9 protein-coding genes are annotated in these 14,103 nt (G+C 42.9%); all 9 read right to left on the bottom strand.

Annotated features, from left to right (window positions below; genetic code table 11):
* Positions 1–389: 389 nt before the first annotated feature.
* Entirely contained in the window at positions 390–647 is a 258-nt protein-coding gene (locus tag CKO50_RS16105; RefSeq protein WP_017217477.1) for a hypothetical protein, read from the bottom strand.
* Complete coding sequence (locus tag CKO50_RS16100; RefSeq protein WP_095728981.1) at positions 628–1,572, bottom strand: ornithine cyclodeaminase family protein; 945 nt, start codon at positions 1,570–1,572, stop codon at positions 628–630. The genes CKO50_RS16105 and CKO50_RS16100 overlap by 20 nt, the downstream gene beginning before the upstream one ends.
* Positions 1,573–1,581: 9 nt before the next feature.
* A complete protein-coding gene (locus CKO50_RS16095; protein ID WP_095728980.1) occupies positions 1,582–2,670 on the bottom strand; it encodes a Xaa-Pro peptidase family protein in 1,089 nt (362 codons plus the stop codon).
* Entirely contained in the window at positions 2,667–3,665 is a 999-nt protein-coding gene (locus CKO50_RS16090) for a proline racemase family protein (protein ID WP_095728979.1), read from the bottom strand. Before CKO50_RS16090 ends, CKO50_RS16095 begins: the two co-directional genes overlap by 4 nt.
* A gap of 95 nt (positions 3,666–3,760) precedes the next feature.
* Positions 3,761–6,745, bottom strand: a complete 2,985-nt coding sequence (locus CKO50_RS16085) for a TonB-dependent receptor (protein ID WP_095728978.1) — start codon at positions 6,743–6,745, stop codon at positions 3,761–3,763.
* A gap of 325 nt (positions 6,746–7,070) precedes the next feature.
* Positions 7,071–7,580, bottom strand: a complete 510-nt coding sequence (locus CKO50_RS16080) for a YgjV family protein (RefSeq protein ID WP_095728977.1) — start codon at positions 7,578–7,580, stop codon at positions 7,071–7,073.
* A gap of 58 nt (positions 7,581–7,638) precedes the next feature.
* Positions 7,639–11,331: an ATP-binding protein gene (locus tag CKO50_RS16075; protein WP_255230070.1), complete on the bottom strand. Its 3,693-nt coding sequence runs from the start codon at positions 11,329–11,331 to the stop codon at positions 7,639–7,641.
* Between the two features lie 148 nt (positions 11,332–11,479).
* A complete protein-coding gene (locus CKO50_RS16070) occupies positions 11,480–13,318 on the bottom strand; it encodes an alkaline phosphatase D family protein (protein WP_095728975.1) in 1,839 nt (612 codons plus the stop codon).
* A complete protein-coding gene (locus CKO50_RS16065) occupies positions 13,302–14,096 on the bottom strand; it encodes a TatD family hydrolase (RefSeq protein ID WP_095728974.1) in 795 nt (264 codons plus the stop codon). The genes CKO50_RS16070 and CKO50_RS16065 overlap by 17 nt, the downstream gene beginning before the upstream one ends.
* Positions 14,097–14,103: the final 7 nt, after the last annotated feature.

Genomic DNA, 14,103 nt, shown 5'->3' with positions numbered 1-14,103 from the left:
AATTTTAGGGTAGTAAGATCGTTTAGATCTTCAAGTAATTCAATAAATTAAATTGGTTTCAGGGGCGACTACTTACCAGCATTGAAGTTACGTTACATTGATCTAAATGTGAACACGACAAAAACGACCCACAGGGTCGTTTTCCTGACTATAGAAGAAACTCAATTACAATGGATGTATACACAGTTATTTAGGTGAAAGGATGAACGTCAGCTTTTCGCTCAAAGCCACCCTTAGAGCATTTACGTTAACTCATTTCGGGGCAGAAACATGTTAGTGCCGCAGTCCGCACCAGACCAATAGCTGAAATGTCAGTATTCATAGCGTTCTATATTTGTACTCTGTCAGGTTAAAAATTAGCGCTTATTCACTTAATTGAATAAGTCACTTTATTCACTTGGATGATAATGGCGAATACCATTGTCATCCACCATGACGTAACAGCTATCGTGGTTTTGAAACGCTTTGTAAAACACCTCGTCATAAAGCAGCTTTTCGCTTTTCGTTTCGCCGCCAACTCCTTGATAACTAACCAACATGTGACATTCGTGACAAATAAGCGGATTCACCAAGCGCTTATCAGCAGCTTTGACTACTGCGGTTACTTCATACACTTTACCGTGCTCTTTATTTTTGAACCAAGTCATACACTAATTTCGCTCCAATTAAATCACTCAGCGCTGTTCCTACAGACTTAAACAAAGTAATTTCATTCTCGTTACTTCGACCTAGGTTATTTTTAGTCATTTCGCTAAGCTCTGCAACCACCTTATCGGGGCTAAACTTACCTTCACTGATCGGTAACAACAATTCGCCCGCCTCGTTCAATACATTGGCGCGACTATCTACAAAAACGCGGCTCTTAGTTACCGTTGTGGTATCAATTTCTCGACAATCTTTATGGTGATTGCCAATGCAGTCTATATGCGTGCCATCGCTCAACCACTCTCCATTGAACAAAGGCGTATGACTGCCTGTTGCACAGCTGATCACATCTGCCGAAGCAATAACAGACGCGGTTGCCTCCTGATAAAGTGCAAATTCAACCTCCGGATGCTGCGAGGACAATAGCTCCAGCAACAGACGTCCATTTTCAGTATTGCGTGCAATTATTGAAATTTTACTATAATTTCTAACACTTAAATGCGCGTTGATCATGTAACTGGCTAAATTGCCTGAACCAAAAAAAACCAAATGTTTAGCATGCTTAGGTGCTAAATACTCCGCGGCTAATGCTGACACAGCAGAGGTTCTCCACAACGTTACTTCGGTGCCGTCCACAAGCGCGAGCGGCTCACCGAACTGCCTAGAAAACAGCATGATTTTCGAGTAAAGAGAAGCTTTATCATGTTGGTTGTTATCAGGGAAATAGGTAAACGCCTTTACGCCAATCACATCGGCATTCCAAGCAGGTAAAACAGCAAAAGCGTCATGATTGTTGTGACTATTATCTAGCTCAAAAACTTGCCGTGTTGGTGTACCTGCTGGTTGCGCAAAACCCTGTTTAAGCGCCTGAATTAAGCTTGGGTAGTTGAGGTTATCCGCGACCTCTTGGCGAGTAATAATTTGCATCATCATTCCTTAGTTTGTTAGCTGAAATACTTGTGGCGCGTGGGTTAAGCATTCAAAACCATTTTCAGTCACCAATACATCTTCTTCCAAGCGCACACCACCATAATTTGGAATGTAAATACCCGGCTCTATGGTTATGATATTGCCAGCTTCTAACTGGTGATCGACCCCAGGTTTAATAAACGGCTGCTCGTGTAGAAATAGCCCCACACCATGACCAAGTCCCTCACCTGCGTATTGTGAAAAGTCACTATGACTTAACACATCGTGTGATGCGTTATTTAAATCTATGCAGTTAACGCCCGCTTTTATTAGCGCCAACGCAGCTCGCTGCGCATGTTGAACCGTGTCATAAATGGATTGTTGTTGCTTCGTCGGCTCCCCCAACACGTAACTTCGCGTCATATCAGAGCGATAGCCGCTTATCACCGCACCAAAGTCGATAAGTACCAAATCGCCTAGGTTAAGTTTTGTCTGTCCTGGGTTTCCATGCGGTAAGGAAGAACGTGCACCAAATAATAGGATTGTGTCAAAAGATAGTCCTTCGGAGCCTAGCTTTTGCATCTGATACTCAAGCTCAATTGCCGCGTCTCGCTCAGTGATCCCTACTTTTAACAAAGGCAGTGTATGGGCAAGCGCCGAGTCAGCTATCTCGGCGGCGCGTTTAATACAGTTAATTTCATAACCATCTTTAACTTGTCTTAGTGATTCAACCCAAAGTGGCGCGGCAATAAGCGTGGTATTCTTTGCGCTGATGTTTAATGAAACATAATCTGCGTGACTGACTTGATGCGCTTCAAATGCAAGCTGTCGCGGCCCATCCAATAATCTAAAAATACAATCAGGTAGCGTTTCTTTATCACGATTTCTTAAAATAACTTCGACTCCCACCGCTTCATCGCTAGCACGCTCAAAGTAACGATAATCGGTAATGAGTCGGTGTTGCCCATTTGAAGACATCAACAATGTTGCTGCATGACCGGTAAAGCCGGTTAAATATACAATATTCTCGTAGCCATAAATAATGATAGCGTCACTTTGGTGTTGTTGTAATTTATTGACTAAGCGTTGCTGTCTGGCTGCGTAATCTACATTCATCGTAGTAAAAATCCTCTTACTAATGGATCGTGGTCGTCTAAAATAAATTGGTGTCGGCCTGTAATATAGGCCACGCCCGAAACTATTGGGATCAACGATTTACTGTCATCACTAAGTTGATAACAAACATCTAAACCCAAGCCTAATATACCTTCAATAAAGATACGTTGGTTTGCGGCAAGCTCATCTCTGGCGGCAAGAATTGCAGCCCTACCACTGACCCCAGTCCCTGTTGGACTGCGATCTAATTCGCCATCGGCAAAAATGCACACATGCTTACTGTGAGCAGAGTCCGATTTTTGAGAATTGGAATAAAAAATCACACCATATAAAAATGCGAGGCGCGCATCGTCATGCACTAAGCTAATCTGTGTTGCAATTTCTTGTTTAAGCGTTAAACCTAACTGCTGAATGTAAGCTGCATTTTCTGACGTAAGAGCTAAATCGATTGTATCAGCGTCAATATAGGCATAAAACGCACCACCAAATGCGATATCCACTGAGATTAAACCAAATTCAGATGTCTTGACTTGCTTATCAAGTGTCACTACCTCTGCTGGTACATTAGCAAATTCAGCTTGGCCGTCTCTTAGCCATGCGGTAATTAGCCCTGCAGGCGTATCTATCAACAACTGTTTCTTTGCGGGATTGTGCTGTAAAAATAGTGTAGCTAAAGCAATAATCGCATGACCACACATTGTTGAGTATCCTTCATTATGAAGAAATAACACGCCAAAATCGCTTTCTGGTAACTGCTTTTCAACGATAAGCGCACCATACATATCAGCATGACCCCTAGGCTCATACATCAGCGCGGTGCGATAGTGATCAAGATTTTCTACGCAGTATTGCCGTTTATCTAAAATAGTGTTGCCTTGAGGTTCAGGGAAACCATCGACAATTACCCGCAAAGGCTCTCCGGCGGTATGCATGTCAACCGTCTCTATTACTTCCGCGTGGCTCAGTATTTGCTCAAAATCTATTGTTAACGTCATCATACTCTCCGTGACATGAAATAAGCCAAACGTTTTGTTTGGCTTAAACCAAGAACTAGGTGCATAGCACCCAGTCTTGGCTATCACCAGGGAAATTAAAACGTAAACCTTGCAACTAACGACGCGTAACGCTCAGTTTGTCGTAGCGTTGTAATGCCGTAGTCAGGGTTAACGATTAAGCCATTTTCACCATCTAAAGATCGCTGTTCATTGATCCCAAGCGCTTTATCACTGTTTAGTAGGTTATAAACGGTGCCCTTGAGTAACAAGTCATGTCCCATAATATCTGTAGAGTAACTGAGTGATAAGTCTATCGTGGTTGCCCAAGGAAGATTATCAACGCTACCGCGAGGAGCTGGATTGCCGTTTTCGTCATAATGTGAAACATGTCCATAATCTTTACTTACGCATGCATCCCAAGGACTTCCTGCGGCACAGCTATCTACACCGACAGGGTGTTTTGAGAAATAGTTAGTCGGGCGACCTGACGACGTTCTTGCAACCAGACCCAAAGTTAACTCATCTGTGATATCGTAAGAACCTGATACTTTTATTGAATGGCGATGGTCATTCGGTAAATTACCATAGCCGTGATCCATCAGGTCCGCATAGTCATAAGAAGTTGTCCAACCAGGATCAGCCTGATCGTTATCGGTTTTCACTAAACCTTCTGTATTACCATAGCTGTGTGACCAAGTATAAGAAGAATTAATCCGTAACTTATCAGTAATATTTCCTTCTAAGGTAAATTCAAGTGCCAGATATTTACGCACAGCTTGTTGTAGGGCAAGCTCTTCTGCACTGAGTGTCACTTCATCGACTTGACCATCGCCATCAAAGTCATAACTCATGGTGATCGCCTCACCTGGGTTATTTAGCACATAGTAAGAACCTTGACCGACATTGTCTTGAATACCTAGTTCAGCCAATTTCTTCGCAAGCACGGGGCCGACATCTGTATCTTCAACACTGCGTCCAAGATCTCGATAAATCGCTCTAACCCCAAATGCCATATCATCAAAAATTGACGTCTGATACCCTAAAGTCAATTCGTCAGAATACATCGGCTTAAGGGTGGACGAAGCAATCAAACCGGGCTCTGTAATTCCGCGTTGGCGCCAGCGTCTATCTCGAAGCATGTCCCCCCGGCTTGGCGAGCCATCACTTAATAAAATGGGGTAGCCATCACTGTCTACTTGATCTAGGTCGAAATACTCAAACCACTCTACTGAGGCTGAGCCTTGAGTGATGTTCATGTTGGCAGACACCGGCTGAAAGTATCGCCCGTAAGTAAAGAAAACTTTGGATTCACCGTCACCATTTAGGTCATAAATCGCTTGAAATCTAGGCGCAAGTTGGTTGTCCATATCAACAAACGCTCTGCCGTCAGTGACGGTATTTTCAAACTGACTATAACGCAGGCCCAGATTTAACACGAGCTGGTCGGTGACTTGCCAAGAATCATTCACGTAAAAAGCAAGCGAGTTAACCTCAGAATCAACCGTCCTCGTCCTCACTCGGCGTTCAATATAGTCTTGACCAAGTGCAGCACCGGAAATACTCCCTTCACCAGCGGTTTTGATAGTCCACCAGCCTTCTGCATCTCCAAGGCCATTTTGACCTTCAAAATAATCTACTGTCACTTTGGTATAATCGACTCCAAACAGAATGGAGTGATAGTCCAAATCGATATTAAAGTCTATTCTCGCTTGGTCTCGGATAAACTCTTGCTCTGAAACACCACTTGCCGTATGGCTTGATAACGTTACCGTCCCTTCTCTTTCATCCCAAACTCCCGGTACGGTCGATGCGACAATATTCTCTACATTTTCAGTGACTCGGCCCACTACCGCAGACACCGAGAAAAAATCTGAAAAGTACCCATTATAATTGATGCTATAAACCTTACCGCCATCTTCACCTGGGGCCGCGACACCTTGTTTATCACCAATCACATCGTTTTCCCAGTCATAGGCATAGGTTTGCCTCGTCCATTCTCTTTTGTTATTCATGGCGGAAAAACCGATTGAGTGGTCTTCATTGATGAACCAATCTAGTTTTGCAAACCAGCGGTCTTCATCTCGACTTCTGTCATTGAAGGTCGTTTGCCCAGCCCAGCGATTAACCTCTCGTCGAGGCGCATACAGACCATAGTAAAATAAGCTGTCTTCAATGAGTGCGCCACTCGCCCAGATTTGTAGTTCTTTGAACGAATCATAATCTTGCTCGGTATTTATATTGATGGTGCCATTATCTAAATAATTAGAGTCGTGATAACTATGACTTGATGAAGGATCGACCCTCACTTCCGCCCCTAAGTTAAATTCGTTATCACCAGATTTAGAAATTGCATTAACGATACCGCCTAGTGCACCACCAAACTCAGGACTAATTCCCCCCGTTTTGATTTGGGTTTGCGAAATGGCTTCCCAGGGTAAGCGAATTGAGCCTAAACCCGTTTGAATACTCGTGACATTTAAGCCATTAAAGTAATAGCCATTTTCTGCTGACGAAGATCCCCCAAAGCTTGACGCACCTCGAAATGAACTACCACCGGGTTCAGCCGTACCCGGTGCGAGTAACGCGATACTTTCAAAGCCGGTGTTTACAGGCATAACTTTGAGCTCTGCGTCTGTAAAGGTTACGCCAGCCGTTGAAGAGGCCATATCAACGCGTCGAATCGCCGTACCAGTCACCGCTATCCTTTCTATATCCTGTCCCTGTTGTAATAGTTGAGCGTCTAAGATCAAAGCCTGTCCAATATTAAGCTCAACATCCTCTTCAATAATAGTTTCAAATCCTGCTTTATTAATTGACACGCTGTAACGACCAACAGGCAGATTACGTAGAATGTATTCGCCCTTGCCATTAGTTTGTACAGCAAACTTCAACCCCTTAGTTTTGTGTGTAAAGGTCAATTGAGCCTGCGATAACTCAATACCTTGACCATTGACGATACTCCCTTTCACAGTGCTATTGCCATCTGCAGCAAATGCAGTAGCAGTCCCCAATGCTAGAGCAAGTGCTGATGCTGTGAGTGATTTACACAGTGTTTGCGCTGTTTTTTTGTTATTACGCATATTGTTGTCCTTTTGTTCCCATTGATTTGAGTGTTTTTTGGTAACGAACAAACAATACACAATAGATATATTGTATACAATATTAATTATGCAATAATTATCTGGAAAAATAGTAACACTATGATTTAGATAAAGATTATTTATTAATTTTTTATTTCAGCCCGTTCTCGATATCGCTTATACTCAGTACAAGTAGCTTGAAAAAAAGCTAGAGCCTCATCTAACCCAATGAATTATTTGATATATTTAAAGCTTAACCTAATTTGATTAGTGTCTATAACTGCAAAATTGGATCCACTTCAACCCAGCTGCTAGCCAGAGCGTTTTACTTAGCCTTCAACTTACTCGTTTTACGCTTCATATAAATTCGCCCTAACCCAATCAAATTACTCATCAAAAAAGTACTTTCTAATACAATCGCCATCGGTGAACCGATATAGCAATTATGTACCAGCCAGCACACCGTACCTAGCATCATCACACACCGAAATGCCACCTGTTCACGAATAAATGCACCATATGTCAATAAAACACTACCAAAAACAGCATAAAGTTCGTAATTTTCATTTATGTGCACTAAGGGTGGCACTGTATTGAGTAGTAGAAACCCGATAAGTAAGTGCTTGGACTGCGACTTGATAAACACCAGATATCTGAGGCTCGCAATCGCCATAAGCAAAGCACCAGCCATAGCATCAAGTAGATAGAAGTGAATTGCAGTGAGTGCAGTCGACAAGCTTAGTGCCAATAACACCTGCTGACGTTTCATAAATTGAAATGAGGCGAGATCGAGTAAAACAGCAAGGGTAACCAAAACTTGAGATAATAAGAACATGACAAACTCCTAAAAGAAGCATTGTCACAGGCAGTTAGCCAGCCGTAATTCACCTAAGTTAATTTTCAGCCGTTATTTTCTTAAACGGTACTTTCATCGTAATTTCGACACCTTGTAATTTTGCCGTTTTACAGCGGATCTCGCCTTTTAAGAGTTGCGTTACCAAATTATAGACAATATGCATACCTAATCCGCACCCGCCTTGGTTACGCTTTGTGGTTACAAATGGCTCAAACAAGGTCTTTTGCATTGCTTCGTCCATACCGACACCATTGTCACAGTATATAATAGTCCAGTGGCTATCTGTCGCCTCGACTAACACGCTGACCGTGCCAGAGGCACTCCCCTCAAAGCCATGGATAACAGAATTGTTAAATAGGTTTGCCATTATTTGATAAACCGCTCCGGGGTAAGTGGAGAGGTTTACATCAGCATTACCATCTATAGACAAATATACTTCTTTATTTTTAGCCAATGGTTTTAGTGAATCGAATACATCATTGATATATTCAAGTAGGTTAATATCACGCTCCGTCTCACTAGATTGGTCTACTGCGACTTGCTTAAAGTTACTAATAAGGCTTTCTGCTCTTTGCAAATTGCGACTGATCAGCAGATAGCCTTCTTTCTGTGCATCGATAGAGGTAACCAAGTCTTTTTGCTTAAGAGTTTTATTCTCAAGCTTTTCCACCAGCTCAGATAAACAGTCTTCATTATGCGAAAGTGCGGTGATAGCTATACCTAACGGAGTGTTGATTTCATGCGCAACACCCGCAACTACCACACCCAAAGACGCCATTTTTTCACTTTCAATTAAGTCTTCTTGTGCTTGTTTTAACTCAAACATTGCTTGCTCAAGTTTCTGATTCTTTTTATATAGCTCATCGGTGCGCATCGCGACTTTTATCTCAAGTTGCTCGTTTAACGACTGCAAGGCTTGTTGATGTGCTTTCAAATCAGCAATATCTTTCAGTGCTCCCGCTATCCGCGTTGCTCTACCATTGTCATCTCGAGCCACCACCTTTCCTCTGTCTAATACCCAGATCCATGCTCCTTGTTGATCTTTGACTCGAATAGATAGTTCATAAACGTCTTCATGTCCGTCTACACAGGACTGAAGACGCTCCTCAAGTAATACACAATCCTTAGGATGTACAAACTGGTCAAGCTCATTGAGAATAAGGTTATCTTGGAGTTCACTAAAGTCGATCCTTGGATTCACGCTGTAGCGATAAATCTTACCCGACTCAACATGCCAGTCCCAAAGTTCGTCACCACTCGCCCACAACGACAACTCCAACCGCTCTTGTAGCGCAGACATTTTCTGATTATCCCGCAGTACTTGTTGATAGCGCCGTTGTCTCGCTCGAACAAATGCAGCGATTATCAGTACAATGACTAAGGTATAAAAGGTTTTCGAGTAAGCATTCCACCAAATTGGCGCGGAGATATAAATACTAAATTCGTGAACGGGCGACTGCATATTAAAACGATTTACGGTATAGGTTTCTACTCGATAGATGCCAGGCTCAAGCTGGAGTAAGTTTATTTGTCTTGCTCCATTTGCGAGTTTTAACCATTTGTCGCTTAGCCCTTTAATACGGTAATAAAAGTTCAGCTTCTCAGAACCAAAATCTAAGCTTGAGTATTGTAGCGATATAATATTTTGGTCATAGCGTAGCTGCAATGAACCAGCAAGCTCTGGTGCAACCGTGAGGATCCCATCGAGATTTGGCTTTAATGGCTCGCCCAGTAATTCGATTGTGGAGACCAAAATAGGTCGCGCGGTATTTGAAATTGATACATTCTGAGGAAAAAATTGATTAAAGCCTTTGGCTCCGCCCATAAAAATTCGGCCATCAGGGGCTTTCCACGCAGCATTGTAGTTGAATTCGTGCGCTTGCACTCCGTCAATGGGTAGAAAGTTGTCAATGGCAAAATCCATTACATTTACGCGCGACAGCCCACCACTGGTACCAAGCCACATGTATTCATAGTCATCGTAAACCAACCCCCACACGGCTTGGTTTCCTAGCCCTTCTTGCTCACCAATAGTACGGACAACTTTCATTTGTTTATCAACTAAACTAATACCCGCTTCACTTGCAACCCAAATACGTTGCCATGGGTCTTCATCTATCATAAAGACCAAATTCGACTTTAAGCCATCCTCTGCGGTGAGGTTATGAAGCTGACCTTTACTAAATTTGAACAACCCCTCACCGATAGAACCAAACCATAGGTCCTGCCCGACCACTTTAAACGACGATACATGTGACGGCGCATCTGAACGATTTTCAAAAAACTGCACTAAGGTTTTCGATTCTTCGTCGTACCTCATAAGACCTAGCGTCCTTGAACTCACTAAGATCTGAGATTGGTATTCAATGACATCATTAAAACTGAGTTCTGGGCCATTATCAGAGTCAGGCATCAAATGGCTGTATTCCCCTTGTGTTAAGGCGTACCTAACAACGCCATCTCCTCTTGTTGTTACCCACAAGGTATCATCATAAATCTTTACTTGGGTGATAAAGCTTCCTTTGATTGCAGATAGACTTGGGAAAATACGATGCGCTGCAATAAAACTCGATTTTTGATAAATATATAAACCGGATGATGTACCTATCCAAAAACGCTCGCTACTGTCTAATGCGAAATTCCTAACGTCAGGATGCCCCAAAGGAGCATGTGGAAAGTTTTGTTCACCAACATGGCCAAACGATTCACTCAGTTGACTAAAAAAGTGCAGCCCCTGTGATTCTGTACCAATCCACAAATCACCATTTCTATCTCGTTGAACGCTCAGAACATTGTTGTCTTGTAGTCCGTCATATTGCTCTGCACGGCGATACCAATGACGCTTAATATTACCTTGCAGGTCTAAAATAAACACACCCGTATTGGAAGCGACGAGTATTTCATTCGCCCTTACTTTAATTTGATGAATGCTGAGATTAACTTTCGCGCTGACCGACTTTTGCCATTGCACTTTATTAAACTGAGTGTCGTAGCTAATGACTTTATCATCCGCGTCAACTACGAATATCCGTCCGTGGGAAAGCGACAATGTTTTAAACTCACCTTCCAACAGGACACTCGCTCCGACCTTGTCTTTTGGCTGACTGACTAAACCATCTGCATTGAGGTAAACAAACGCATCCCTTGTTTCGTGGACTTCACGAACAAATTTACCGGTTAAATAGAGTTTTTCAGGCGTAAAGGTTTGGTAATTAACTCGATAAGCATCGCCTTCTTCTGTTGATACAGTGACTGATTCACCATAACAGGCCACTTTTTTAACTCTATCGGAGCTAACCGCCTCATTCTGCGCCGCTAAGATAGAGCGAAAGGTGCCCGCTTCAGTATCGTAAATACTAAGCCCTGTGCTTGTTCCAACCCAGATATATTTGCCACTGTGGCATAGTGAGGTAATAAAGCCACCGGAGAGATGATGCTTGGAGTTCTGTTTTACTTCAAATTGAACAAAATCATGACCATCAAAACGATTTAAGCCTGACTGTGTACCGACCCAAATATACCCAAGTTGATCTTGCGTAATGGCAGTGATAGTGACCTGACTAAGGCCAGAGTTATAGTCGTAGCGTCGCATAACCTGCGCCGTATCACTAAACTCGGGAAAACTGGCGGCACTAGGAAAGCTCAGTAATAGCAATAGCAGCAACACACAAAACCATTTCAGTGTGCTATATGGTACAACGAACGGATACATGCGCTTGAGTAGAGTCATATAGTCGAGATATTAGCCCGTGTTATATTAACTATAGCAAAAGCGAAAAAGAACACGTGTTTTTTGACGGGTTTAGCGCATCATGCAAGCATACACTACCGAGCTAAGCTACAAATAGCTAAAAACGGTGTATTTAGCCTTCTAGGATTTATAACTCAAAATGACTGTGGATCCCAGTACCGTGCAGTAGTTCATACTTTTCTAGCAAGCCGTTTTCAAGAGTTACTAAGCTAATGGCAGAATCAGACACCAAGTAACCATGTTTTTTTAGCGATGAAGGATGCTTACTTACAGATAGCTGCCAACGTTTCGTAAATAGATTCAGAGGACTATATTTGGCGTACAAAATCGTGTCCATCTTATCCAAGATATTGATAAGCGGCTTCGGAAATTCATTTTTTATCCCTGATGCAGTTAGCTGCCAAATACGGTTATCATGGCGGCCAAAACGTGCCTGAACCGAAAAGCAAAACGAATAATGTACATCGCCAGAAAGTATAATTGTTTCTTTAGGTGTATCTGGACGCTTAAAAATTTCAATTAGCTTTTTCGCAGCCCCTTCATGTGCCATCCAATTTTCCACATCCACCACCAACGGTTCACCACAGGTGTTAAATATGGCTTGTATGGTTTCGATTGCCTTTACCCCAAATACTGGCGCAGGACTGACCATCAATACTGCACTGTGGTCGATAAGCGTATCTTGCAGCTCCATCAACATTTCCCAATCGAGTAAACCACTCGGCTCATTGAAATCTTGTTCATTGCGCCAGCGGTGTGTTCGAGTATCTAGTACTACCACTTTTGGAAAAGTATCTAAACAATAATGCCAATGTGTGAATCGACGAACTTGTTTGTCAAACGCCGAAAAGTGCCATTCATTGTCAATCAGGCTTGAATTAAAACCTGATGTCAGCGCCCCGCTATACTCAAATGCATCATTACCAATGCCTTGAAACAGCCAATAGCTAATGATGCCATTACTGATTATACGGCGACTCACTTTATGGTTTGCAATTGCCTGTTCCCATTTAGCAGTCAAGTTCCAATCATCGGTCACATCATGGTCGTCAAACATCATTAAAACGGGCACGTTCGCACACAACCGCTCAGCACTAGGCAACGTTTCAACAAAGCCTTTTAGGGCGTCAAGTTCGGACTCAAATATTCGCCTAACTTTATCGTTGCCACCATCATAATGAAGCGCATTAAAGTTAACCAACTGCCAAGCAAGATGAGAGAAGTTTAACAGGTAACAAGCGACAAACTCTTCGAAGAAAATTAGGTGATTAAAGGCCTTAACACTAGAAAAGTGCGGTTCATCCTGTCGAACCCAATAGCCCAGTGAAAACTTTGAGCGCTCCTGCCATGGCGTCTTCGGTAGATATAAGTGACGATGGTAAAGTTGAGCTTGTTGATCAGCAGGTAGGTGCATTGGCAATTTGGTTTCTTTAAACAAACCTAGCCTTGCTATAAGTTGGTGAATAGCCAACAGCATGGCACCGGCAACATCATCTGCGTAGATCTGATCGCCAGAAAAAATACACAAGTCAGCACCTAACTCGCCAAGCTCGCGCTGCTGCTCCTGCCACTGATCCGCAGTATGTAGACTGTCTTTAGCGTGGTGATGCGGGTTACGGCATGAGCCATGTAATATTTGCTTGAGCAAAGCAGGTATCGCAAAGCCAAGCTCTTCTCCGTAACGCAGATAATCTGGCTTATACACGGCACCATTAATGAGCACTTGATACTCGATCAGCTGCGCTGTCGGCAGAGCCTTCTCGCTGCATATCATCAAAAAATGCAAAAAGCAGGCTGCACCGAGCTGAAATGTCTCAACCTCACATCGACTTTGATGGGCCAATAGCGAAGCCGAGATGTCCACGGCTTCACAAGTAACAACCTGAATACAAATTTTATTCTGCTCTGCTCGGCGAACCAGCGGGCCCATCAACACCTGAGGTAGCTGATTAAGTTGTGCTACCATCTTGGCGTTTCACCAAATTAAATAAAGAGTAAAAGTTATTCGTGGTTTGCTCTGCAAGCGCTTTGTAGCTCACTCCTTTTAAGTCAGCAATATAATACGCAACGTCTTGTACATAAGCAGGCTGGTTAGTTTTGCCACGATGTGGTACAGGTGCAAGATAAGGTGAATCGGTTTCAATCAGCAATCGGTCCATAGGGATTTGCTTAACGACTTCCTGCAGCGCCGTCGCATTTTTAAACGTCACAATACCAGAGATTGAAATGTAAAAACCAAGGTCTAGTGCCTGCTTTGCCATCGGCCAATCTTCGGTGAAACAGTGCAACACGCCACCGCAATTTTGCGCATTGTGGGCTCGCATGATGTCTATTGTGTCCGCTTTTGCATCACGAGTATGGATGATCAGTGGTTTTTGCAGCTGATTAGCCACGTCGATGTGTCCAGCAAAGCTTTCTTGCTGTACCTGATGCGTATCTTTTGAATAATAATAATCTAATCCCGTTTCACCAATAGCAACGACTTTATCATTACTCGCCAGTTGCACTAGCCTTTCAATATCCAGTTTATCTTTTTGATCCAGTGGATGTACCCCACAAGATGCAGAAACATCATCAAAATGGGCTATTTTTTCTAACATCGATGGAAATTGGTCCAGCGTCACGCTAACGCACAAAAAATGTTCTACTTGTTTTTGTCTCGCGTTGCTGAGTACTTCTTCAAGGCTTAGGCCTAACTTTTCAAAATCGAGTCTATCTAAATGACAGTGAGAGTCTACAATCATACTGGCT

The sequence above is a fragment of the Pseudoalteromonas sp. HM-SA03 genome, assembly GCF_002289345.1.
In the GTDB taxonomy this organism is placed as follows: domain Bacteria; phylum Pseudomonadota; class Gammaproteobacteria; order Enterobacterales; family Alteromonadaceae; genus Pseudoalteromonas.
Note: the sequence above shows the minus strand (reverse complement) of the source record. Positions and strands in the feature narration are given on the sequence as shown.